Annotated in this window: 21 protein-coding genes, 1 tRNA gene and 1 pseudogene; 14 read left to right on the forward strand and 9 right to left on the reverse strand. The window is 69.1% G+C overall.

What is annotated here, in order from left to right:
* Window positions 1-8 precede the first annotated feature (8 nt).
* A complete protein-coding gene (locus tag QFZ27_RS18490) occupies window positions 9-914 on the reverse strand; it encodes a LysR family transcriptional regulator (protein WP_429227843.1) in 906 nt (301 codons plus the stop codon).
* A gap of 111 nt (window positions 915-1,025) precedes the next feature.
* Between QFZ27_RS18490 and QFZ27_RS18495 the strand changes: the two genes are divergently transcribed.
* The 3 genes from QFZ27_RS18495 to QFZ27_RS18505 are packed head-to-tail and all read left to right on the forward strand — an operon-like array spanning window position 1,026 to window position 2,552.
* Window positions 1,026-1,757: an SDR family oxidoreductase gene (locus QFZ27_RS18495; RefSeq protein WP_429227844.1), complete on the forward strand. Its 732-nt coding sequence runs from the start codon at window positions 1,026-1,028 to the stop codon at window positions 1,755-1,757.
* Between the two features lie 12 nt (window positions 1,758-1,769).
* On the forward strand, window positions 1,770-2,126 hold the full coding sequence (locus QFZ27_RS18500) for an Atu4866 domain-containing protein (protein ID WP_429227845.1): 357 nt from the start codon (window positions 1,770-1,772) through the stop codon (window positions 2,124-2,126).
* A gap of 42 nt (window positions 2,127-2,168) precedes the next feature.
* Complete coding sequence (locus QFZ27_RS18505; protein WP_429227846.1) at window positions 2,169-2,552, forward strand: VOC family protein; 384 nt, start codon at window positions 2,169-2,171, stop codon at window positions 2,550-2,552.
* Between the two features lie 4 nt (window positions 2,553-2,556).
* Here the strand turns inward: QFZ27_RS18505 and rsgA are convergent, their stop codons facing one another.
* The gene (gene rsgA, locus QFZ27_RS18510; protein ID WP_429227847.1) at window positions 2,557-3,627 is read right to left on the reverse strand and encodes a ribosome small subunit-dependent GTPase A; all 1,071 of its coding nucleotides are present in this window, start codon (window positions 3,625-3,627) and stop codon (window positions 2,557-2,559) included.
* 266 nt (window positions 3,628-3,893) lie between these two features.
* Between rsgA and QFZ27_RS18515 the strand changes: the two genes are divergently transcribed.
* The 3 genes from QFZ27_RS18515 (at window position 3,894) to QFZ27_RS18525 (ending at window position 8,093) form a co-directional block, all read left to right on the forward strand.
* Window positions 3,894-4,826 (forward strand): cyclase family protein, encoded by a 933-nt coding sequence (locus tag QFZ27_RS18515; protein ID WP_429227848.1) that lies wholly within the window; start codon window positions 3,894-3,896, stop codon window positions 4,824-4,826.
* A gap of 51 nt (window positions 4,827-4,877) precedes the next feature.
* On the forward strand, window positions 4,878-6,035 hold the full coding sequence (locus QFZ27_RS18520; RefSeq protein ID WP_429227849.1) for a M14 family metallopeptidase: 1,158 nt from the start codon (window positions 4,878-4,880) through the stop codon (window positions 6,033-6,035).
* A 66-nt stretch (window positions 6,036-6,101) separates the two neighbouring features.
* Entirely contained in the window at window positions 6,102-8,093 is a 1,992-nt protein-coding gene (locus QFZ27_RS18525; protein ID WP_429227850.1) for an alpha/beta hydrolase family protein, read from the forward strand.
* A 670-nt stretch (window positions 8,094-8,763) separates the two neighbouring features.
* Here the strand turns inward: QFZ27_RS18525 and QFZ27_RS18530 are convergent.
* From QFZ27_RS18530 to QFZ27_RS18540, 3 genes are all read right to left on the reverse strand, one after another.
* Window positions 8,764-10,431: a calcium-binding protein gene (locus QFZ27_RS18530; RefSeq protein ID WP_429227851.1), complete on the reverse strand. Its 1,668-nt coding sequence runs from the start codon at window positions 10,429-10,431 to the stop codon at window positions 8,764-8,766.
* Between the two features lie 310 nt (window positions 10,432-10,741).
* On the reverse strand, window positions 10,742-11,449 hold the full coding sequence (locus QFZ27_RS18535) for a 2-phosphosulfolactate phosphatase (protein WP_429227852.1): 708 nt from the start codon (window positions 11,447-11,449) through the stop codon (window positions 10,742-10,744).
* A 124-nt stretch (window positions 11,450-11,573) separates the two neighbouring features.
* On the reverse strand, window positions 11,574-12,767 hold the full coding sequence (locus QFZ27_RS18540; RefSeq protein ID WP_429227853.1) for a phosphoglycerate kinase: 1,194 nt from the start codon (window positions 12,765-12,767) through the stop codon (window positions 11,574-11,576).
* Window positions 12,768-12,920: 153 nt separating this feature from the next.
* Between QFZ27_RS18540 and QFZ27_RS18545 the strand changes: the two genes are divergently transcribed.
* Both QFZ27_RS18545 and QFZ27_RS18550 read left to right on the forward strand, forming a co-directional pair.
* A complete protein-coding gene (locus QFZ27_RS18545) occupies window positions 12,921-14,327 on the forward strand; it encodes a DUF7986 domain-containing protein (protein ID WP_429227854.1) in 1,407 nt (468 codons plus the stop codon).
* A gap of 233 nt (window positions 14,328-14,560) precedes the next feature.
* Window positions 14,561-15,382 (forward strand): annotated as a pseudogene (locus QFZ27_RS18550) (hypothetical protein); the annotation flags it as partial.
* 527 nt (window positions 15,383-15,909) lie between these two features.
* On the opposite strand, the gene QFZ27_RS18555 reads toward QFZ27_RS18550, so the two are convergent.
* Together QFZ27_RS18555 and QFZ27_RS18560 are read right to left on the reverse strand one after the other, a co-directional pair.
* Entirely contained in the window at window positions 15,910-17,094 is a 1,185-nt protein-coding gene (locus tag QFZ27_RS18555) for a Gfo/Idh/MocA family protein (protein WP_429227855.1), read from the reverse strand.
* Window positions 17,095-17,119: 25 nt separating this feature from the next.
* Window positions 17,120-18,178: a sugar phosphate isomerase/epimerase family protein gene (locus QFZ27_RS18560; protein WP_429227856.1), complete on the reverse strand. Its 1,059-nt coding sequence runs from the start codon at window positions 18,176-18,178 to the stop codon at window positions 17,120-17,122.
* Between the two features lie 271 nt (window positions 18,179-18,449).
* On the opposite strand from QFZ27_RS18560, the gene QFZ27_RS18565 reads away from it, so the two are divergent.
* Window positions 18,450-18,905, forward strand: a complete 456-nt coding sequence (locus QFZ27_RS18565; protein ID WP_429227857.1) for a hypothetical protein — start codon at window positions 18,450-18,452, stop codon at window positions 18,903-18,905.
* Between the two features lie 7 nt (window positions 18,906-18,912).
* Here the strand turns inward: QFZ27_RS18565 and QFZ27_RS18570 are convergent, their stop codons facing one another.
* Window positions 18,913-19,242 carry a DUF167 domain-containing protein gene (locus tag QFZ27_RS18570; RefSeq protein ID WP_429227858.1) on the reverse strand — a complete coding sequence of 110 codons (330 nt, stop codon included), beginning with the start codon at window positions 19,240-19,242 and terminating at the stop codon, window positions 18,913-18,915.
* 10 nt (window positions 19,243-19,252) lie between these two features.
* Window positions 19,253-19,552, reverse strand: a complete 300-nt coding sequence (locus tag QFZ27_RS18575; protein WP_429227859.1) for a YggT family protein — start codon at window positions 19,550-19,552, stop codon at window positions 19,253-19,255.
* A gap of 198 nt (window positions 19,553-19,750) precedes the next feature.
* Between QFZ27_RS18575 and QFZ27_RS18580 the strand changes: the two genes are divergently transcribed.
* The 5 genes from QFZ27_RS18580 (at window position 19,751) to QFZ27_RS18600 (ending at window position 23,254) form a co-directional block, all read left to right on the forward strand.
* Window positions 19,751-19,837 (forward strand) — tRNA-Leu (locus QFZ27_RS18580).
* 127 nt (window positions 19,838-19,964) lie between these two features.
* Window positions 19,965-20,579, forward strand: a complete 615-nt coding sequence (locus tag QFZ27_RS18585) for a ribonuclease D (protein ID WP_429227860.1) — start codon at window positions 19,965-19,967, stop codon at window positions 20,577-20,579.
* A 148-nt stretch (window positions 20,580-20,727) separates the two neighbouring features.
* Entirely contained in the window at window positions 20,728-21,687 is a 960-nt protein-coding gene (locus QFZ27_RS18590; protein WP_429227861.1) for a KpsF/GutQ family sugar-phosphate isomerase, read from the forward strand.
* Window positions 21,688-21,692: 5 nt separating this feature from the next.
* Window positions 21,693-22,391 carry an LPS export ABC transporter periplasmic protein LptC gene (gene lptC, locus QFZ27_RS18595; RefSeq protein WP_429227862.1) on the forward strand — a complete coding sequence of 233 codons (699 nt, stop codon included), beginning with the start codon at window positions 21,693-21,695 and terminating at the stop codon, window positions 22,389-22,391.
* The gene (locus tag QFZ27_RS18600; protein WP_429227863.1) at window positions 22,388-23,254 is read left to right on the forward strand and encodes an LptA/OstA family protein; all 867 of its coding nucleotides are present in this window, start codon (window positions 22,388-22,390) and stop codon (window positions 23,252-23,254) included. The genes lptC and QFZ27_RS18600 overlap by 4 nt, the downstream gene beginning before the upstream one ends.

Raw genomic sequence — 23,254 nt, forward strand, 5'->3', positions numbered from 1 at the left:
CGGCGCCCCTACACCGTGATCTCGAAGACAAAGTCGAGGAAAGCGCGCACCCGGGCTGGGGGCAGGCCGCGCGAGCGGTGATAGGCGTAGACCGGGAAGCCCTCGTCCGACCAGTCAGGCAGCAGCCGGACCAGCCGGCCCGATGCCAGCAGGTCGCGCACGCTGAACTCCAGCGGCTGGCCGATGCCCTGGCCGCCCAGCAGGGCGCCGATCAGGCTGCCGGAATCGTTCACCGTCAGCCGGCCCTTGACCGGCACTGACAGCAGCTCGGTCTTGCGCCGGAACTCCCATTCATAGGGCCGGCCGGTGGCGGCCTCCTTGACCAGCACGCATTCATGGCAGTCCCGCACCAGATCCTCCGGATGCTGCGGGCGGCCGCGCCGGGCCACGTAGTCGGGGGCGGCGCAGGTCAGCACCCGGGTCTCCAGCAGCAGCTTGCTGTTCAGGCCTGACGGCTCCGGCTCGCCGAAGCGCAGCGCGATGTCGAAGCCCTCGGCCACCAGGTCGCCGATGCGGTCGCGCACCACCAGCTCCAGCTCGATCTCCGGATGCCGCGCCATGAAGCCGGACAGGCGCGGGGCCAGGACGGAGTGGCCGAAGGCGGCATCGGCATTGACCCGCAGCCGGCCGCGCACCGCGGTGGCGCCGCCCGACGCCTCGGCCGCCCGCTCCTCGATCCCGGTCAGATGCGGCATCACCCCGTCGTAGAAGCGGCGGCCTTCCTCGGTCAGCGTGATCGCCCGCGGCGTGCGGTCGAACAGGCGCACGCCCAGCCGCGCCTCCAGCCGGGCGATGGCGCGGCTGACACCGGACTGAGTCAGGCCCAGGCTGTCCGCCGCCCGCACGAAGCTGCCGGCCTCGACCACCGCGGCCAAGGCGCTGATGCCGCTCAGCAGGCGGCCATCGAAGACCATGAGCACGACTTGCAGTCATTGAAATGATGTCGACTATGCGCTCGTGTCGTGATGGGTCAAGTCATAGGGTTCCGTCAGCGGCGATCGGTGCCGCAACCGATGGAGATCCCCATGGAAGGCAAAATCATCGCGATCACCGGCGCGTCGAGCGGCATCGGCGAGGCCGCGGCGCGCCATTTCGCCAAGGCCGGCGCCGCGGTAATGCTGGGCGCCCGCCGCCTGCACCGGCTGGAAGTCGTGGCCGACGAGATCCGCCGCGACGGCGGCCGGGTGGCGCTGCAGCGCCTGGACGTCACCCGCCGCGAGGATGTGGACGCCTTCGTCCAGGCCGCGGTGGCGCAGTTCGGCCGGCTGGACGTGATCGTCAACAATGCCGGGGTGATGCCGCTGTCCCCGGTCACCGACCTCAAGGTCGAGGAATGGGACCGGATGGTCGACGTCAACCTCAAGGGCGTGCTGTACGGCGTCGCCGCGGCGCTGCCGGTGTTCCGCGCCCAGGGCTCCGGCCACATCGTCAACGTCACCTCGGTGGCAGACCGGCGCATCGTGCCGACCGCTGCGGTCTATTCGGCGACGAAGTACGCCGTGCGCGCCTTCTCCGAGGGGCTGCGGCAGGAGATCGGCGGCGGCATCCGGGTCACGGTGGTGGCGCCGGGCGCGACGGAATCGGAGCTGGCCAACGGCATCTCCGACCCGGAGCTGCGGCGGGCCGCGATCGAGGATTACCGCCGCGACCTGCTCCCGGCCGAGGCCATCGCCCGTGCGATCGCCTACGCGGTCGCCCAGCCGCCGGAGGTCGACGTCAACGAGCTGGTCGTGCGCCCGACCGCCCAGGCCTATTGAGCGGAGGCCGTGATGGCGCCCTCCCGCATCGTCCTGGCGGCCTGGGCGGTTCTCGCCGCCTCGGCCGCCGACGCCCAGACGACCCTGACACAGGCTATCGACATGACACGCACCGACCTCTCCGCAGCCGATCTCGCCGGCATGTGGGTGACCGAGAACGGCCACATCCGGCTCGAGCTACTGGCCGGCGGCCGCTACGACGAGGCGCGCGGCGCCCGGCGCAGCGCCTATACCGGCCGCTGGGAGATCCGCGGCCCGGGCCAGCTCTTCTTCGCCGACGATTCCGGCTTCACCGCCATGGGCACCGTCGCCGACGGAACCCTGGAGGTGGGTGGCGACCGCTTCCGCCGGGACGGGCGTTGGGACTGACCGGCATGCCGTCCTATCATCCCGGGAACCGAGGAGGACGGCATGATCCGCATCGACCATCTCGACCATCTGGTGCTGACCGTGGCCAGCATCGAGGCGACCCGCGACTTCTACGCCCGGGCACTCGGCATGACGGTCGAGGTTTTCGGCCAGGGCCGCACCGCGCTGCGCTTCGGCGACCAGAAGATCAACCTGCACCAGGCCGGGCGGGAGTTCGAGCCGAAGGCGCTGCGGCCGACGCCCGGCTCGGCCGATCTCTGCTTCATCGCCGCGACGCCGCTGGAGGAGGTGGTGGCCCATCTCGACAGCCTCGGCATCGCGATCGAGGAGGGCCCGGTGCCCCGCACCGGGGCCACCGGGCCGATCCGCTCGGTCTATCTCCGCGATCCCGACGCCAACCTGATCGAGATCTCGAACCCGGCCTGAGGCTTCACTCCAAGTCGCCCCGCTTCTTGGCGGCGCGGCCCTGCTTCTGCCGCTGGATCCAGACCTTGCGCGCCGCGGCCCGGGCAACCGGGTCTTCCCGGCGGCCGAGATGCGCCAGCTCGCGCTGCAGCTTGCCCCAGTTGCGCCAGCGGTCCCCATCCAGGCGGCCATCCTCCAGCGCCGCGCGCACGGCGCAGCCGGGTTCCGCCTCATGCCGGCAGTCGCCGAAGCGGCATGTCGCCGCCAGCGCCTCGATGTCGTCGAAGGCCGTGGCGACACCGGCCTCGGCATCCCACAGCCCCAGCTCGCGCATGCCCGGCGTGTCCAGCACCAGACGCCCATCCGGCAGCAGCACCAGCTCGCGATGGGTGGTGGTGTGGCGGCCGCGGGCGTCGTCCTCGCGGATTCCGCCGGTCGCCATCCTCTCCATCCCGGCCAGGGCGTTGACCAAGCTGGATTTGCCGACGCCGGAACTGCCCAGCAGCACCGCCGTCTGGCCGGGGGCGAAGCAGTCGCGCAAGCCCTCGATGCCCTCGCCGCTGACGGCGGAAACGACATGGACCGGCACGCCCCGGGTCAGCGGTTCGATTTCGGCAAGCGCTGGGGCGCGGTCGTCGCACAGATCGGCCTTGGTCAGCACCACCACCGGCGCGGCCCCGCTCTCCAATGCCGTGGCGAGGTAGCGCTCGATCCGCCGGGCGTTGCGCTCGGCGTTCAGCGAGGTGACGAGGAAGGCGACCTCGATATTGGCGGCCACCACCTGGGCAACCGGCCGGCCGGGGCCGGCCGCCTTGCGGGTGAAGGCGTTGCGCCGCGGCAGCACGGCATGGATGGTGGCGCTGGCTTTGTCCGGGGGCACGGACACAGCGACCCAGTCGCCGGTCACCGGATACTCGCCCTCCTGTGCCTCATGGGCGAAGCGCCCGGACAGGTGGCTGGTCATCTCGCCCTGCGGCGTGATGAGGGTGTAGGCGCCGCGCCGCTGCACGGTGACGCGCGCCGGGCTCAGGCCTTGGGCTGCATGAGGGCTGAAATCATCCTGGAGCCCCTGGCTCCAGCCATAGCGTTCGATCAATTCGGAAATCCTCGGTCGGAAAGCCTGTCAGGCGCCGGCCGATGGAATCCTGATGTCAGGAGGTCCGAACGGCGGCACAGCAAAGGGTGGCGCGAAACGCGCGGACAATGGCAGCCATCGTCATACCCTCCTTTCCGAGCCGTCAGGGGCAGCCCAGGGATAAGCTGGCCGGGGCCAGGCGTCAAGCCAGCGCATGATCTTACCGCTTGGAGGCGGGCCCGGGGTCGGGCGATGCTCGCCGGTGCAAACCATCGAAGGGGGCTTCCATGCTGCGCATTCCGGCCGCGACGGCCGTCCTGTCCCTCGCGCTGGCCGCCGCGCCGGCGGCGCAGGCGGCGGAAGGGCTGTGGAGCGTCTATGATTCGGCGCTGAAGAGCGCGAAGTACATCGACCTGACCCATGCTTTCGCGCCGACCCAGCCGGTTTGGCCGGGCTTCGGCAATGCCGAGTTCAAGCCGGCGATCGCGGGCAACGAGCTGCCGGACTACGCCAAGAAGGGCGACGAATTCACCTATGCCAAGCACGGCTTCGTCGCCAGCGCCTATGCCCTGCCGACCGACCAGTACGGCACCCAGCTGGACCCGCCGGCGCATTGGGACGAGTTCGGCGCCACGATCAGCGACCTGCCGCCGACCTTCGCGGTGCGGCCGCTGGTGCTGATCGATATCCACGAGAAGGTGGCGAAGGACCCGAGCTACGCCATGACTGTGGACGACGTCACCGCCTGGGAGGCCAAGCACGGCACCGTGCCCGAGGGCAGCGTGGTCATGGTCCGCACCGACTGGTCGAAGAAGTGGAGCGATGTCGAGCATTTTAACGACAAGCCGTTCCCCGGCGTGTCGCTGGACGCGCTGAAGTTCCTGCATCTGGAGCGCCGCATCCTGTTCCACGGCCATGAGCCGCTGGACACCGACGCCACGCCGACGCTGGAGGGCGAGGCCTGGCTGATGCACAACCACTTCACCCAGGCCGAAGGCGTGGCCAATCTCGACCAGGTGCCGGAGGCCGGGGCGCTGATCACCATCGGCTTCGCCAAGCCGCTGGGCGGCACCGGCGGCTATGCCCGCTACGTCGCCATCGCCCCGGCCGACTGGCCGCATGGCGTGACCATCGCCGAGGCGCCGGGCGCGCCGCTGCCGAAGCAGACCGCGCCGCTGCGCCGCGGCCCCGACGGGGTGATGCGGCCGACGCCGCAATGACCGGGCAGGGGAGGGCAGGAGCCCTCCCCTTCGCAGGAGGAGCGGGGCCGGATGCCGGAGCTGCGGATCACCACCGATTTCGAGGGCGGCAGCGTCGCGGTGCTCGCCTGCGACGACCCCGGCGCGATCCGGCTGGCGCTCCGGCCCGACGGCCGGGCGCCGGACATGCAATGGTTCCACTTCCGGTTGCACGGTGCCCGCGGCCGTGACTGCCGCATGACCTTCGAGAACTCGGACCGGCTGGCACGGCTGGCCGGGCGGGACGAGATCCCCGATTGCTGGACCGGCTACCGCGCCGTCGCCTCGCATGACGGCACGGAGTGGCTGCGGGTTGGAGCGGAGGTTCGAGACGGTGTCTTCTCGATCGTCGACCGGCCGCGGCACGACGCAGTCGACTACGCCTATTTCGCGCCCTATCCGCTGGCTCGGCACCGGGCGCTGGTCGACCGCGCCCGGCAGGCGCCGCAGGTGGCGCATGACGTGCTGGGCCGGACGCCGGACGGGCATCCGATCGACCGGCTGACGATCGGCCATCCCGGACCGGGCAAGAAGCGGCTGTGGATCATGGCGCGGCAGCACCCGTCCGAGACCATGGGCGGCTGGTTCCTGGAGGGGCTGGTGGGCCGGCTGCTCGACCCCGCCGATCCGCTCGCTGCCGGGTTGCGCGAGGCGGCGGTGATCCACATCGTGCCGACCGCCAACCCCGACGGCTGCGCCCGCGGCCACACCCGCACCAACGCGTTGGGCATGAACCTGAACCGCGCCTGGAACGATCCGGCGGCCACCGATGCGCCGGAGGTGGCGGCGATCCGCGGCGCGATGGAGGTCGAGGGCGTCGATTTCTGCCTCGACATCCACGGCGACGAGGAACTGCCCTACAACTTCCTCGGCGGGCCGCTGGAGATCCCGTCGCGCAGCCCGGTGCTGCGCCGGCGCTTCGTCGATTTCATGCGCGGGCTGGAGGTGGCGAGCCCGGACTACAGCCGCCGCCACCCCTATCCGGGCGGGCCGCCGGTCGAGGCCGATCTGCGCATGGCCTGGAACTGGATCGCCGAACGCTTCGGCTGCCTGACCGTGCTGCTGGAGATGCCGTTCAAGGACCAGGTCGATGCGCCGGACGCCCGCACCGGCTGGTCGCCGCAGCGCAGCGCCCGACTGGGCCGGGCGATGCTGGAGCCGATCGCCGCGGCGCTGCCCGGGCTGCGGTAGGACCCATCCGTGGGAATGTGATAGAGCTTGCCGGAACGGGCAGGATAACGATCCTGGGGAGGGCGCGTGATTGGGTTCCGGATGCTGGCACGGGCGGCACTGGCCGCTTCGCTCCTGATCGCAGGCGGCGCGGCGATGGCGGCCGAGAAGACGGTCGAGTTCACGGTCGACGGCCAGACCGTCGTCGGCACCCTGGCGCTGCCGGCCGGCGTCGCCTCGCCGCCGGCCGTGCTGCTGCTGCACGGCTTCACCGGCAGCCGGGACGAGCTGGAGATCCCGGCGGTGAAGGAGGGCATCTTCCGCCGCGCCGCGCGGATCTGGGCGGCCCAGGGCATCGCCAGCCTGCGCATCGACTTCCGCGGCAATGGCGACAGTGGTGGCGCCTTTGCCGACATGACGCTGGACGGGCAGGTGAAGGACGCGCTGGCCGCGCTGGACTTCCTCGCCGCGGAGGGCGCGGTCGACAAGGACCGCATCGCCCTGGTCGGCTGGAGCATGGGCGGTGCGGTCGGCGCCATCACTGCCGGCCGCACGAAGCAGAAGCTGACCTCGGTCTCGGCGTGGGCGCCGGGCACCAACATGCCGGCGTCGATCGCCTTGCTGTTCGGAGCGGACCTCGTCAAGCAGGGGCTGGCCAGCGGCGACAAGCCGGTCACGGCGAAGCTGCCCTGGGGCGCCGAGGTCTCGCTGAAGAGCGGCTTCTTCCGGAGCCTGTATGTGACCGACCCGGTGGCGGAGATCGCCCGCTACAAGGGGCCGCTGCTGGTCGCGGTCGGCACCAAGGACGACGTGGTCTTCCCGCAGCCGATCGCGGGCCAGGTGCTGCTCGACAACCATGACGGGCCGGAGGAGTTGTGGGTGCGGCCGATGGACCACGTCTTCAACGCCTTCGATGGCGTCGACATGGTCGACGAGCTGATCGCCAAGACCGGCAGCTTCATCACCGCGGCGACGCCGCCTGCGGTCCTCGCGGCGGATTATGAGACGAAGGGGGTGACCGAGAACAACCTCCCGGTCTTCTACCAGAAGCTGAAGGATCAGCTGCATTTCGCCTTGGCCTGGGACCCAGCCCGCGGCGACTTCCCACAGTGGCGGGCGACCGCCCGGGCGAAGCTGTGGGACCTCTTGATCCAGCCAGACGATTCGACGCCGTTCGACGCAAGGGTGGTCGAGGAGCAGGACCGCGGCGATTACGTGGCGCGGAGGATCGTGCTGTCGATCACCGGCAACAGCCGCGTCGCCGCGCTGCTGCTGGTGCCGAAGGGGCGGGGGCCGTTCCCGGCGGCGCTGGTGCTGCACGACCACGGCGGCAAGTTCGATATCGGCAAGGAGAAGATGGTCCGGCCCTGGGGCGACGATGCGCGGCTGGCCTCGGCCCAGGCCTGGGTCGACAGATACTATTCGGGCAACTTCATCGGCGACGATCTGGCCCGGCGCGGCTATGTCGTGCTGGCGACCGACGCGCTGGGCTGGGGCGACCGGCAGAACAACGGCCCGGAGTCGCAGCAGGCGCTGGCCTCCAACCTGTTCAATCTCGGCTCCTCGCTGGCCGGCACTATCGCGGTGGAGGATGTGCGGGCGGCGCGCTACCTGGCATCGCTGCCGGAGGTCGACAAGGGCCGGGTCGCGGCGATCGGCTTCTCGATGGGCGCCTTCCGCGCCTGGCAGGTGGCGGCGCTGACCGACGCGGTCACCGCCGGGGTCGCGGTCAACTGGATGGCGACGCTGGACGGGCTGATGGTGCCCGGCAACAACCAGCTCAAGGGCCAGTCGGCCTTCAACATGTTGCATCCCGGTATGTTCCGCTGGTTCGACTACCCCGACGCGGCGGCGATCGCGGCGCCGAAGCCGATGCTGTTCTATGCCGGCGAGACCGACCCGCTGTTCCCGGTGGCCTCGGTGCGTCAAGCCTTCGCCAGCATGGAGCGGGTCTGGGCCGATGCCGGCGCGCCGGACCGGTTCGCCGCCAAGGTCTGGCCGAACGCCCATATCTTCCGGGCCGAGGAGCAGTCGGAGGCCTTCGACTGGCTCGGTCGGCAATTCGGCCGGGTGGAGTGAGGGGCGGGGTTCAAGAGCATCCGGGAGAAACTGTCGATCGGCCTTCGCGTTGCCTCTCCCGCGGGTCCCCGGGTCAAGCCCGGGGAGGAGAGATCGAGCGAGACCGGGGGTTCGCAGAACGCGAACCGAACAGGTCATGGCGCGGGGCGAGATGTTGGGTTCGAAGGCGAATCCAACCTACGCGGTCGTGCCGCACCGGCCCTCAGCTGCTGTCCGGTTTCGACGGCTCGGGAGGGGCCGGCCGACGGCGGACTCATCCGGCGAGCGGGGCCGGTCTGCCTCGGCCTCGCGATCGGCGAGGCCGTCATCGGGCTCCGCTTCGGCAGCGACAGCGTGTCCAACTGCACGTCCAGGATCTTGTCTTCGACCAGCGTCTCCCACACCATCGACCGCACGCGTTCGACGTCCCCGGCCTCGTTCGGCTGGGCCACCGCCTCGGCGACGGACGGACTCGGCGGCCTGCTCCCGCCGCCGGCGGCGCCGCTCCTGCTCGCCCGATTCCTTCCGCCCGGCCTTGCGCTTCAGGTAGTCGGCGCGGATCCGCTCGGTCATGGCGATCGACAGCCGCATCGAGCGGGAGAGCCGGGGATGAACGCAATGAACATTGCGTTCACACTGGTCCGCCAAGAGGAGAACGGCTCGGGCGCGCGGACGCCCGAGCCGGTACGGGTTACAGCATGAAGTCCGAGGCCTGCAGCGTGATTGCGCCGTCGAGACGGATGTGGAAGTCCGAGGTGCCGTCGCCGTTGACGTCGCCGGCGATGGTGGTGACGCCGGGGCTGGTGAACGCATAGCGCAACTGGCCGGCGACTCCAGTGTAGGCGGCGGCACCGATGAAGTTGAAGGCCGTGTCGCCGTTCCCGGCATCGCCGTCGGCATCGATCATCCGAACCGAGATCACGTCCCAGGTTTGGAAGTCCTGGATCGTGTCGGCGGCCGAGACGGTGCTGTCGGAAACCGCTGTGTAGCTGAAGAAGTCCCTGCCGCTGCCGCCGTTCAGCGTGTCGGCGCCAGTTCCTCCCCGCAGGATGTCGTCACCGCCGCCGCCGTTGAGGATGTCGTCACCGTCGAACCCAATGAGCGCGTTGCTCAGGGCGTTGCCGGTCATCACGTCGTCGTGATTGCTGCCGTTGATCGTCTCGACGTCATCGGCGATCGTATCGCCCTCGGCCGTGCCGCCGGTGTTGACCTGGGTCTGGAGGTTGATCGTCACGCCGACGGCGCTGTCCCAGTAGCTGGCAATGTCGTAGTCGGCACCGCCGGCCAGATGGTCGGCACCGGCGCCGCCGCGCAGGATGTCGCCGCCGGCACCGCCAGCCAGCTGGTCGTCGGCATTGCCGCCCTCGAGGGTGTCCCAACCGGCGCCACCGTCGAGCACGTCGTTGCCGTTGAAGCCCCGCAGGATGTTCGCCGCGCCGTCGCCGGTCAGGGTGTCACCAAAGACGCTGCCCTGCAGGTTCTCGACTGCGCTCAGGGTGTCGCCCTCGGCGTAGCCGCCAGTGTTGGCGTTGGTCGCCAGGTTGACGGTGACCGCAGATCCGCTGCCGCTGTAGTCGGCCGTGTCGATGCCGGTGCCGCCATCGATCGCATCGGCTCCCGCGCCACCATTCATGGCGTCATTGCCGGCGTCTGCCCTGATCGTGTCATTGCCCGCGGCGCCCTTGATCGTATCGCCGCCTTCAAGACCGATGAGCGTGTTTGCAAGCGCATCGCCGATCAGAAGGTCGTTCAACTGGCTGCCGCTGACGCCTTCGATGCCGGTCCACTGGTCCCCGGCGGCAAAGCCTCCGGCTGCCTCGCCGGTGGTGAGATTGACCGTGACGCCGGCATCCGAGTTGAGATAGGCAATCAGGTCGATGCCGTCGCCGCCATTGAGCGTGTCGGCGCCCCAGCTGCCGTGCAGCTCGTCATTGCCCGCGCCGCCATCAATGACGTCGTCTCCCGCCATGCCGATGAGCCGGTCATCGCCTTCGATGCCGAGGAGCGTGTTGGCAGCCGCATCGCCCCACAATGCGTCGTTCAACTGGCTGCCGCTGACGCCCTCGACGCCGGAAAACTGGTCCCCGTCGGCAAAGCCCCCTGCGGCCCCGCCGGTGCCGAGATTGATCGTGACCGCGACATCCGAGTTGAGATAGGCGATGATGTCGAAGCCGTCGCCACCATTGAGCGTGTCGTTGCCCCAGCTGCCGTGCAGCTCGTCATCGCCCGCATCGCCGTTGACGACGTCGTTTCCTTGCATGCCGATCAGCCGGTCGTTGCCGCCCAGGCCGTTGATGGCGTCGTCGTCAGCGGTACCGCTGAAGTCGTCCGCACCTTCCGTGCCGTTCAAAATCGCCATTGTCGGGTCTCTCCAGGATTTTGTTTGGGTTGTCGTTCCCAACGTTCCGGGGCGGCATGCCATAGCGGCCATCCGGAACGAGGCGTAAACAAAAATGTAATCATAAGTAGGATGAATCGCCTACCGAAGCGATTGAGTAACAAATTCTAGAGCACTGGCAAGGTTTTTATTTTCAAATTTCATGAAATTTTATGCGGTCATCAGAAATAAGGAGATTTGGGCAAGATCGCCCAGCGCACGTCCGCCAAGGCCGGTCCTGTGCGGAAGCATCCGCCGCTCCAAGGTCCGGTTCTCTGCCCAAGAGCGACATTCAGACGGCCCGGTACGCGCCATCAATCAACTGTGGCGCGGACGAGCTGACGCCTCGTTCCAGGGCGAGGTCGACATCGCGGGGGAAGCCGCCATCCACCAACTCGCGGCCGGACACCGAAGCCCGGATCAGGCGGGGCAGGTCCGCGCCGGCAGACCGCCAGGCGTCCCGCGCCACCTGGGCCTCGGACGAGCAGGGCAGCGCCAGCGCATCGATGACGGCGCCGGCGCCCAGCAGGTCCTCGATCGCGGGACGGAGGCCGCCATCCGGCCAGCGCTCGCCGGCGGGAACGACGCCGACCGCGCCGCCCCGGGCGAGGCCGAGCGCCGCCCGGGCCACGGCGGCGGCATTCCTCAGGCAGCCCGCCAGCACCGGCGTGCCGCCGCCGGCCAGCGAGAGTCGCGAACCGTTGGGAGAAGGCAGCATCAGCCTGGTCCCGGCCGGGATCTCCAACAGGCTCGCCGGCGACAGGCTGAACTGGCCGCCTGCGGCCCGCCGCGGCCGCGCCAGCATTGCTCCGGCGCGCTCCGCCGCCAGCCGCGCGACAGAGTCGTCGCCATGGGGAAGGGGGAGGACCGCCGCGCCCCGCGACACCGCCACGTCGACGGCGGTCGAGAACGACAGCACGTCGACGATGACCAGCACCACGACTCGACCCCTCAGGGCCTCGACGCCCGCCATGCCCCATTCGGACAAGGCCTGTGCCATGGCCTTTCTCCCTTCATTCCGTCATCCCCGCGGAAGCGGGGATCTGGCCGTCAATGGAGAAGGCTTCCCGCTTTCGCCGGAATGACGGCAAGGAGAATGGAGTGGTAGGGGCCTTTCCGCGTTCTCAGCGCTTCAGCGCGGCGACGCCCGGCAGGTCCTTGCCCTCGAGCCACTCCAGGAAGGCGCCGCCGGCGGTGGAGATGTAGGAGAAGCGGTCCTCGACCCCGGCATGGGCCAGGGCGGCGACGGTGTCGCCGCCGCCGGCCACGGTCAGCAGCTTGCCGGCCTGGGTCAGGTCCGCGGCGGCGCGGGCCACGGCGACGGTGCCGGCATCGAAGGGGCGCTTCTCGAAGACGCCGAGCGGGCCGTTCCAGACCACGGTCTTGGTCTCGGCCAGCATTGCCTTCAGATTGGCCACGGATTTCGGCCCGATATCCAGCAGCATGGCATCGGCCGGGATGGCCGAGTTGTCGACGGCCTCATGCGGCGCGTCGGCCTTGAATTCGCGGGCGACGACGCCGTCGGCCGGCAGCACGATCTCGCAGCCGGCCGCCTTGGCCTTGCCGAGGATGGTGTGCACGGCACCGGCCATGTCGTGCTCGCACAGGCTCTTGCCGACATCCACGCCCTGGGCGGCCAGGAAGGTGTTGGCCATGCCGCCGCCCAGCACCAGCCGGTCGACCCTGGCGACGAGGTTGCCCAGCAGGTCCAGCTTGGTCGAGATCTTGGCGCCGCCGACGATCGCCAGCACCGGCCGCTTCGGTGCCTCCAGCGCGGCCGACAGCGCCTCCAGCTCGGCCTGCATCAGCCGGCCGGCATAGGCGGGCAGGTGGTGGGCGATGCCCTCGGTCGAGGCATGGGCGCGGTGGGCGGTGGAGAAGGCGTCGTTGACGTAGATGTCGCCCAGCGCGGCCAGGGCCTTGGCGAAGGCCGGGTCGTTCTTCTCCTCCTCTGGATGGAAGCGGACATTCTCCAGCAGCAGGATCTGGCCGTCCTTCAGCGCCTTGACCGCCGCCTCGGCGGTGGGCCCGACGCAGTCCCCGGCGAAGGCGACCGGGCGCTCCAGCACCTCCTCCAGCGCCGGCAGCACGATGGTCTTCAGGCTGAATTCCGGAGTCACGCCCTTGGGCCGGCCGAAATGCGACAGCAGCACGACCCGGCCACCCTTGTCGGCGATCTCGTCGATGGTCGGGGCCAGCCGGTCCAGGCGGGTGGTGTCGCTGACATGGCCGTCCTCGACCGGCACGTTCAGGTCGCCGCGCACCAGCACGGTCTTGCCGCGCACATCCACGTCGTCGAGGGTCTTGAAGGCGCTCATCGGCTCGGCTCTCTGGTCTGGTGATCAGGATCGCCGGCACCGAACCACAGCCGCCGCCGCGACGCAACCGGGCCGGTGGATCGAGATCCGGGGGTGGAAGCCGACGGCTTCGCATGCTACCGGGGCCTTCAGCGGCTGATGAGGGAGTTCCCCATGGCGACCGACCTTTCGGGCCTGATCAAATGGGCGCAGCGCGACGAATGGGCGGAGACGTGGCAGGGCGTCTTCTGGGACCACATCGGGGCGGGCTGCGACCCGTTCGATCTCGACCCAGACGACCTTCCAGGCGTCCTCGGCGAACGCCAGTACATGAATGTATGGGGATGTACCTTCGAGGACTTCCTGACCCGCCGACGCGCTTCGGACGGGCAGACGATCGTCGCCGACTACCTCAAGCGGCGGGGTTGGAAAGAGGCGGTGCCGAAGAAGCGCTACATGGAGGCGCTCGGGAATTCCGTGATGAGCCTCTACGAGGTCAGTGACATCGTCCCCGGTGAGTCCTTTCTGGTTCGCGACCTGATCCGAAGCGGCGAGCCGATCCGCGTCGGCGAGCGCAGTGCGAGCCGCATGCTGAAGCCCTGGGACAAGCTCGGGGCGCGGGTGGTCGAGCACAGCGGGAAGACCGTGATCGGTGGCGGCGTCCTGGTATTCCAGCCCGAGGCCGCCGGCCGGCTTTTGGAAGCCCTCGGGAAGACGGTGAAGCGGATGCGGACCGAGATCCGGAAGATCGCGGCGAATGCGGGCGAAGCCCTGTCCGATGAGGGCGAGCGGGAGGCGGCAGCGCTGGTCGTCCTGGTGAATTCGGCGTCGCTGTTCACCGTCGTCTGGCTCAACCAGACCTTGTCGCGCCTGAATGACCCGAAGCGGCCGAGACTCCTCAACCGCGAGGGGGACGAGATCGTCTTCCACAAGACGCACTATCCATGGGCAGCCGGGACGAATGCCGAGGCGATCCGGGACCGGTTGAGACGGGTTCCGGAGCTGGTCGAGGCGAGCGAAACCTTCTGGAACTGGGTCGGCGAGGCGCCGGCCGGTGAGGTCGCCCCGCCGGCGGAAGAGGCGGGCGAGCAGGCCGCGGAGACGTTCTTCAGCACCCTCGACACCGGGGAACAGGTGTTCGGGGGTGTCGAGATCGTCGACGAGGCGGTCGTGCTGACGACGAATTCCGCGCCGCGGATGGAGCGCGGGACGGCCATGCTCACGGCCGGTCTCGGCGATCTGGTCCGGCCGCCGCTCACCGAAATCCAGACGGCGGATCAGGCGATGGCGGAAGCGGCCGACCGGCCGATCGCGCCGAGCGGTCTGTCGCCTGAGGACGAGGCCGAAATCCTTCGCGAGACACTGGATGCGCATTATCGGGAGGCGCTCGACCGCCCGCTCAAGATGTTGGGCGGCGTCGCTCCGCGCGCGGCGGCACGGACCGCAGAGGGCAAGGAGAAGTTGGCCGACTGGCTTAAATATCTCGAGAACCAGAGCCGCGGTAACCCCGACGAGAGGTTGGCGAGCTACGACTTCACCTGGATGTGGAGCGAGCTCGACGTTCTCGACCGGCGGCGGTGAGCGTGGCACCACAATAAAGTTGTCATCCCCGCGGAAGCGCTAGGGGATGTACATAAGTGCCCGGAGAGTTTGTGGTGCGTCGCGTTGACTCAGGCGCACGGCGGGGCTGGTGCCTGGAGTGGCGCTCGATTCCTATAGTCGCACGCTCGGTGACGGGAGTGCGAAATGGAACGGGTTCTTGGCCGGTTTGGGGGTCGACGCCTCGATAAAGGGGGGCGCTGCTCCTCGACCGGATGGTGCAGTTGGGCACGAGCTGCCTGCGTCGCCTATCCCAGGGCAGCAAGACAGTCGAGATCCGCTTCGGCCGGCTGTTGCGTCATCCGAGGGTAACGGTGGAGCGCCTTGTTGCCGGTTGGAGCGAGGGCACGGCAGCGGCGGTTGCGGGCCGGCATGTCCTGGCGATCCAGGACACGAGCGCGCTGAACTTCCGGACCAGCAAAGGCCGCGATCGGGGACTGGGCGCGATCGGCAAAGGAGTGGGCCGGGGCCTGCTGCTGCACCCGATGATCGCGCTCGATGCCGGGACCGGCGCGTGTCTCGGCCTGGTCGGCGGCAGCCTGTGGAGCCGCGAGCCGCCACAGCCGGGTGTGTCGGTTCCGAAGAAGAACAATGCCCGCCGGCCCTTGGCGGAGAAGGAGTCGCGGCATTGGGTCGAGACCGCGCAAGCGGCCAAGACGGTGCTGTCTTCGGCCGCGACCGTGACCATGATCGCCGATCGCGAAGCCGACCTCTACCCCCTCTGGGCGTCGATCCCCGAAGCCAACATCCATGTGCTCGGCCGGATCTTCCATGACCGCAAACTGCCGGGCGGGGGCTCGCTCTATACCGCCCCGGCCTCCTGGCCGGTCCTGGGACGGCGCAGCATCGCCATTCGCGAGCGATCCGACCGGCCCGCCCGGGTGGCCGAACTCGAACTCCGGGCCGGCACGGTCACGATTCCCCGCCCGCAGGCCTCCGGCACCTCCACCCTTCCCAAGCAGATCACCCTGACCTTGCTCGAAGTGAGTGAGCCGGCGGCGCCAGCAGGCGCCGAGCCTCTGCTCTGGCGCCTGCTGACCAGCCATGCCGCCCCCGATGCCGCCTGGCAGACGTTGACTGGTGCCGCGCCCGCTGGACCATCGAGCAGTTCTTCCGGATCCTCAAGCAGCAGGGCCTCCGCCTCGAGGACAGCCAACTCGAAACCGCCGACCGGCTCCTCAAGCTGGCCGCCGTCGCTACCCGGGCCGCCCTCGTCACCCTGCAACTCACCCGGGCCCGCGACGGTCAGGACGGCTTGGACAGCACCCTCGTCTTCTCACCCGCCGAACTCGACACTCTCGAAGCCGTCAATCGATCCTACGCAAGATCAAGTCCGACCCGGCCCAACCCATATCGAAGCCGCAGCCTGCCATGGGCCGCTTGGGTCATCGCCCGACTCGGCGGCTGGGATGGTTCTCGGACCAAAACCGCCAAACCGCCCGGACCCATCACCTTCAAGCACGGCCTCGACATCCTCAAAACCATGGCCGCTGGCTGGGCTCTCCGCGATATGTACATCCCCTAACGCTTCCGCGAGAATGACGGGGAGCGAGGGGATGAGCCGTCAGATCTTCGTCCAGGCCGCGTCGTTCTGGGACGAGGCCACGCAGGCGGCGATGAAGCGCACGCCGGCCAGGCCGTCGGCCACGGTCGGCACCAGCAGGCTGTCCAGCTGCGGGTCGCGCTTTTCCAGCCGGGCCAGGATCTGCTCCGCCGCGTCGCTGTAGATCTGGGCGAAGCACTCCAGATAGCCCTCGGGATGGCCCGGCGGCACCCGGGTGGCGTGGGCCGCGGCCGGGCCGCTGCCGGGGCCGCCGCGGGTCAGGCGGCGATGCGGCTCGCCCAGCGGCATGAAGGTCAGGTAGTTCGGGTTCTCCTGCGCCCATTCCAGCCCGGCCTTCTCGCCATAGATGCGCAGGCGAAGACCGTTCTCGTTGCCGCTGGCCACCTGGCTGGCCCAGATCATGCCGCGGGCGCCGCTGGCATAGCGCAGCAGGATATGGGCGTTGTCGTCCAGCCGCCGGCCGGGGACGAAGCTCTGCAGGTCGGCGGCCAGTGATTGGGCCGCCTCGCCGGTGACGAAGCTCGCCAGATTGTAGGCGTGGGTGCCGATGTCGCCGACGCAGCCGGCCGGGCCGCTGCGGGCGGGGTCGACCCGCCACTCGGCCTGCTTGCTGCCGGTGTCCTCGGCCTTGGTCGCCAGCCAGTCCTGGGCGTATTCCGCCTCGACCAGCCGGATCTTGCCGAGCGCGCCCTCGGCCACCATCGCCCGGGCCTGCCGGATCATTGGATAGCCGGTGTAGTTGTGGGTCAGGGCGAAGACCTGGCCGCTCTGCTGCACCGCCGCGACGAGGTCCTCGGCATCGGCCACGGTCGTGGTCATCGGCTTGTCGCAGATGACGTGGAAGCCGGCCTCGAGGAAGGCCTTGGCCGGCCCGTGATGGACGTGGTTCGGGGTGACGATGGCGACGGCGTCGATTGCCGGGCCGCCGCCGTCGCGCAGCTTGCGTTCGCCCTCCAGCATCGCCTGCCAGCTGGGATAGGCGCGGGCGGGGTCGAGCCGCAGGTCGGCGGCCGAGGCCAGGGCCTTCTGCGGGTCGCTCGACAACGCGCCGGCGACGAAGTCCCAGCGATCGTCCATCCGCGCCGCCAGGCGGTGCACCGCGCCGATGAAGGCGTCGCGGCCGCCGCCGATCATGCCCAGGCGCAGGCGCCGGCTGGGCGCCCGTTCCGCGGTTCCGGAAACCATGCTTGTCCTCCCTGTTCCTGGCGGCTTACCGGTCGATGCCGAGCAGGCGGCGATTCGCCGCCTCGTCGGTGCCGCCGGAGGCGAAATCGTCGAAGGCGCGCTCGGTGATGCGGATCAGATGCGAGGCGATGAAGGGGGCGCCTTCGGCCGCGCCCTGCTCGGGATGCTTGATGCAGCACTCCCACTCCAGCACCGCCCAGCCGTCGAAGCCGTACTGCGTCAGCTTCGAGAAGATGCCGCCGAAATCGACATGGCCGTCGCCGAGCGAGCGGAAGCGGCCGGCCCGGTCGGCCCAGGAGGCGAAACCGGAATAGACGCCCTGGCTGGCGGTCGGGTTGAACTCGGCGTCCTTCACGTGGAAGGCGCGGATCCGCTCATGGTAGCGGTCGATGAAGCCGAGATAGTCGAGCTGCTGCAGCACGAAGTGGCTCGGATCGTACAGGATGTTGCAGCGCGGGTGGTTGCCGACCCGATCGAGGAACATCTCGAAGGTGTGGCCGTCGAACAGGTCCTCGCCGGGATGGATCTCATAGCAGAGATCGACTCCGGCCTCGTCGAAGGCGTTCAGGATCGGCGTCCAGCGCCGCGCCAGCTCGTCGAAGGCGGTCTCGATCAGCCCGGCCGGCCGCTGCGGCCAGGGATAGACATAGGGCCAGGCCAGCGCGCCGGAGAAGGTGGCGTGGGCCTTGATGCCGAGGCGCCGCGACGCCTGGGCGGCATAGCGCAGCTGCTGCACCGCCCATTCCTGCCGCGCCTTCGGGTTGCCCCGCACACCCGGCGCCGCGAAGCCGTCGAAGGCCTCGTCATAGGCCGGGTGCACGGCGACCAGCTGGCCCTGCAGATGGGTCGACAGTTCGGTCAGCGCCAGGCCGTGCTTCTGCAAGGTGCCCAGCACCTCGTCGCAGTAATCCTGGCTCTCCGCCGCGCGCTTCAGGTCGAACAGCCGGGCATCCCAGGACGGGATCTGCACGCCCTTGTAGCCGAGCCCGGCGGCCCAGCCGGCAATCGAGTCGAGGCTGTTGAAGGGCGGGGCGTCGCCGGCGAACTGGGCGAGGAAGATGGCCGGTCCCTGGATCTCTTTCATGGTTTCCTCCTCCATGGGTGCTCAGCAGACACCCTTCCCTGGGCGATGATTTGTTCGATGCGCGAGCCTAACGCCCGGTCCGGGCGACGCGCAATGCAATCGATTACAGAGTGAGCGTCTTTGCCACCTATCGTCCCGTTCCGCGGCGGGCTTGTCAAACTATTGTCCGATGAATGGTGGGCTATTCATTGAAATATTGCTGCCCAACCGGAGCGTAGCGTAAGATAATTGCCGTACCGCTCGGAGAGGCGGGACTCGAATGGAGGCCAAGATGCGTTTGATCGCGCTGATCGCCGGTGTGGCGATCGTTCTCGGGCTCACCGCCTGCACGCCGCCCAGGGCGCTCGACACCAACCCGCAATATGTCCGCATGACCCGGGGCGAGTTCGACCGTTACGTGCTGGGCCGGCCGTTCCTGGTCGAAGGCGTGATGGGCGGGCCGGACCGCCTGTTCGAATACCGCCGTAACGGCAAATACACGCTGAGCGGCCTGGACGGGAACGGCCGACCGATCCTGGTGCGGGAGGGCAATTGGCGGTTCGAGGACGGTACGGTCTGCACCGGCCGGCTGAGCCGCAGCGAGGTTGGCGACAGCTGCATCACCATCTTCTCCTCGCCGCTGGTCGAGGCGCCGGATGTGATGAACTGCACGGTCCGCTGGGTCGGCGACCGCGGCAACCTCGACGACGGCACGGTGCATCGCTGCCGGGCCACCGCACGGAGATAGCCGTTCGTCAGTCCTTCGCCGCCAGCGCCTCGGCCCAGGCTTCGAGGCGGGCGGCGAGGGCGGCGTCGCCGTCGATCCCGATCAGCTTGGTGCGGTCGGTGGCGCCGCCGATGATGGCCAGCGCCGATTTCGGCAGGCGCCAGCTCTTGGCCAGGAGCGCGACCAGCGCCTCGTTGGCGGCGCCACGCTCCGGCACCGCCGTGACCGTGGCCTTGAGCAGCGGGGCGCCGCCGGCGTCGGAGGCGCGGCCGGTCACCGCATTGCGTCTCGCCCGCGGCGTCAGCCGGATCGTGACGCGGATGCCGCGCGGCCCGGCGACGAAGAGCGGGCCGGCCATGCAGGCCTGATCAGGTCACGAGGGCGATGTAGATGTTCCGCAGCACCATCTGCAGGAAATAGATCAGCAGCAGCAGCACCACCGGCGAGAGGTCGATGCCGCCGAGATTCGGCAGGATCCGCCGAATCGGCCGCAGCGCCGGCTCGGTCAGCCGGTAGAGGGCGTTGCCGATCTGGTAGACCACCTGGTTGCGCGTGTTGACGACGTTGAAGGTCACCAGCCAGCTCAGGATGGCGGCGGCGATCACAACGTAGACATACATCTGCAGCGCGATGTCGATGATACGGAAGATTGGCTCGATGACGATCATGCGCCTGTTCCAGAGGTGGTCCGTGCCGGCCCGGTCGCCGAATCCGCCCGTACCGTACCGATGCGGCCGCAAGGGAACAAGCGATGCGACGCGGCCCGCCGGACGGCCCGGCCGCGGAAATCGTCAAAGTTTCACAATGTGCGAATTCCTCTGTTGACAGGGAGTGGGACGGCATCCTACATCACGGCCCGCCGCATCGCCCAGGTGGCGGAATTGGTAGACGCGCAGGTTTCAGGTACCTGTGGCCGAAAGGTCGTGGAAGTTCGAGTCTTCTCCTGGGCACCATCTCTCCGATGGGCCCGACGATGCGATGCAGTGGTAATGACCCGCTTGTCCAAGCGGGTCTTTCCTTTTGGGGCCGACGCTCAGCTTTCGGGAAAGGGCCGCGGCCGACGACGGAAGGTGGCGACCGGTGTCCGAACCGATTCTGCATGACGGGGATCTGCCCGACGGCCTCGATCTCGGCGACGTGATCGCGATCGACACCGAGACCATGGGCCTGAACCCGGTGCGCGACCGGCTGTGCCTGGTCCAGCTCAGCGCCGGGGACGGCACCGTCCATCTCGTCCAACTCCGCCGCGGCGTCTACGACGCGCCCAACCTGTCGGCGCTGCTGACCGACCCGGCACGGCTGAAGCTGTTCCATTTCGCCCGCTTCGACATCGCCGCGCTGCAGGCCTATCTCGGCGTCGTCACCGCGCCGGTCTATTGCACCAAGATCGCCTCGCGACTGGTGCGCACCTTCACGGACCGCCACGGGCTGAAGGATCTGTGCCGCGACCTGCTCGGCGTCGAGCTGTCGAAGCAGCAGCAGAGCTCGGACTGGGGCAGCGACCAATTGACGCCCGAGCAGCTGCGCTACGCCGCCAGCGACGTGCTGTACCTGCACGCGTTGCGGGCGAAGCTGGACGAGATGTTGCGGCGCGAAGGGCGCGAGGCGCTGGCGCAGGCCTGCTACGACTTCTTGCCGGCGCGGGCCGCGCTCGACCTCGGCGGCTGGGCGGACCTGGATATCTTCGCCCACTAGCCCGATATGGGGTCACATTCGTGCCGTCTTGTGGCGGTACGCGGATCGGCCAGGGCAGGGGCCTCTGGCCGCCGATCCGGTATCGATCATGGTTCGCGCCCTTCGGACCGGCTATAGCAGCCGCCGCGTGGACCATTTGGGAGAAGGCATGGTGGCAACCGCAGGGATCGAGGCCGGCCGCAAGGCGTTGCTGGTGGAGCGCGACGCGCTCGACCGCCTCGCCGAATCGCTCGACGCCAGCTTCGATCGCGCCATCGATACGATCGTCGGGGCCGAAGGCCGGGTCGTGGTCAGCGGCATCGGCAAGAGCGGCCTGGTCGCGCGCAAGATCGCGGCGACCCTGGCCTCGACCGGCACCGCCGCGCTGTTCGTCCATCCGGCCGAGGCCAGCCATGGCGACCTCGGCATGATCCACCGCCAGGACGTGGTGCTGGCGCTGTCCAACTCCGGCAACACCGCCGAGCTGGCGGATGTGATCGCCTATAGCCGCCGCTTCGCCATCCCGCTGATCGGCATGACCAGCCGCTCGCCGTCGAATCTGGCCGACCAGTGCGACACCGTGCTGCTGCTGCCGCCGGCGGAGGAAGCCTGCCCGACGGGCCTGGCGCCGACCACCTCGACCACCATGATGATGGCCTTGGGCGACGCCCTGGCGGTGGCGCTGATGCATCGCCGCGGCTTCTCCTCCGACGATTTCCGGGTGTTCCACCCCGGCGGTTCGCTCGGCACCAGGCTGATCCGGGTGCAGGACCTGATGCACGCCGCGGCCGAGCTGCCGCTGGTCGGCCCGCAGACGCGGATGGACGAGGCGATCATCGAGATGAGCCGGGTCGGCTTCGGCTGCGTCGGCGTGGTCGATGTCGAGCACCGGCTGGTCGGCGTCATCACCGACGGCGACCTGCGCCGGCATATGAGCGCCGACCTCCTCGGACAGACGGCCGGCCAGGTGATGACCCCCCGCCCGCGTACCATCCGCCCCACTGCGCTGGCGGCGGAGGCGTTGGGGCTGATGAATCGCTATAAGGTGACCAGCCTGTTCGTCACGGCGGAGGAGCGGCCGGTGGGCATCCTCAGGGTGCATGACTGCCTGCGGGCAGGGCTGAGTTGAGCCCGGTGGCCGCGCCGAGGACGCCGGGCTCGGGCGGGGCGCAGCGCAGCGCGAGTGCCTCGAGCCGGCGCGCGCGCCTGGCCGCAGCCGGCCGCGGCGGCAGCTTCAGCCGGACCTACAGCCGCATGGTCGGGGTGCTGAAATACGCGCTGCCGGCCGCCGGGCTGGTGATCGTCGGCCTGGTCGTCGCATGGCCGGAACTGCACCCGGCCCAGGTCGACATCTCCAACCCGGCCGAGCGCCCGGCGGCCGTCGCGGGCGAGATCCAGAATCCGCGCTACAGCGGCGTCGACGAGGCGGCGCGGCCCTACACCGTCTGGGCCACGCTGGCGAAGCAGGTGCAGGACGAGATCTTCGACCTGAACCGCCCGAAGGGGGAGTTGAAGCTGCAAAACGGCCTGGTGCTGAATCTGGACGCCCAGGCCGGCAAGCTGGACCGCAGCAGCAAATCGGTGCATCTCAGCGGCAATGTCACCCTGCGCCGCAGCGACGGCACCACCATGGTCACCGACTCGGCGGACATCGATCTGGCCGACAAGGGCGCGCGCAGCAGCACGCCCGTGACGGCGGAGGGACCTTTCGGTACTCTGTCGGCCGGGGGCTTCAAGGTCGAGCAGCAGGGCGACGTCATTATCTTCACCGGCCCGACCAAGCTGTTTCTCAAGCCCGGCGCCGACAAGGCCTTCGAAGGAACGCCGCAATGATCCGTCCGCTGATTCTCGCTGTCCTGCTCAGTGCCGCGGCCCTGCCCGCCCTGGCGCAACAGCAGCTGCAGCTCGGCGGCGGCAAGGACGAGCCGTCCGAGATCCAGGCCGATGACGCGCTGGAGTGGCACCAGAACGAGAAGACCTACATCGCCCGCGGCAACGCCGTGTACAAGCGCGGCGAGCTGACGGTGAAGGCCGATGTGCTGACCGCCTATTACCGCGAGCTGCCGGACAAGAGCACCGAGATCTTCCGGGCCCTTGCCGAGGGCAACGTGCTGATCACCCGCGGCGACACCACCAGCGCCACCGGCGGCAAGGGGGTCTACGAGCTCGATTCCCAGACCTTCACCCTGACCGGCGGCAACCTGAAATTCGTCAACAATGACGACGTGATCACCGCCACCGACAGCATGGTGTACCGTCAGGCCGAGGATGTGGCGATCGCCCGCGGCAATGCCACGGCGACCCGCCCCAAGGAGCAGAAGACGCTGCGCGCCGACACGCTGACCGGCCATTTCGCCCCGAACGAGAAGGGCGAGAAGGAGCTGTCGGTGGTCGATGCCGATGGCAACGTCAAGCTGACGACGCCGACCGACGTGGTCACCGGCCGGACCGGCCGCTACGACGTCAAGAGCCAGTTCGCGACCATCAGCGACGATGTCCGCATGACCCGCGGCGGCAACCAGCTGAATGGCGATTACGCCGAGGTCGACATGGCCAGCGGCGTCAGCAAGCTGTTGACCCGGCCGGGCCAAGGTGGCCGCGCCCGGGCCCTGCTGGTGCCCGAGCAGAACAACCAGGGCCAGCCGGGCCTGCCCGGCCAGCCCGTCGCGCCGGCGCAGCCGGCACCGAAGCCGTAG

The organism is Inquilinus ginsengisoli (assembly GCF_050434925.1).
In the GTDB taxonomy this organism is placed as follows: domain Bacteria; phylum Pseudomonadota; class Alphaproteobacteria; order DSM-16000; family Inquilinaceae; genus Inquilinus; species Inquilinus ginsengisoli_B.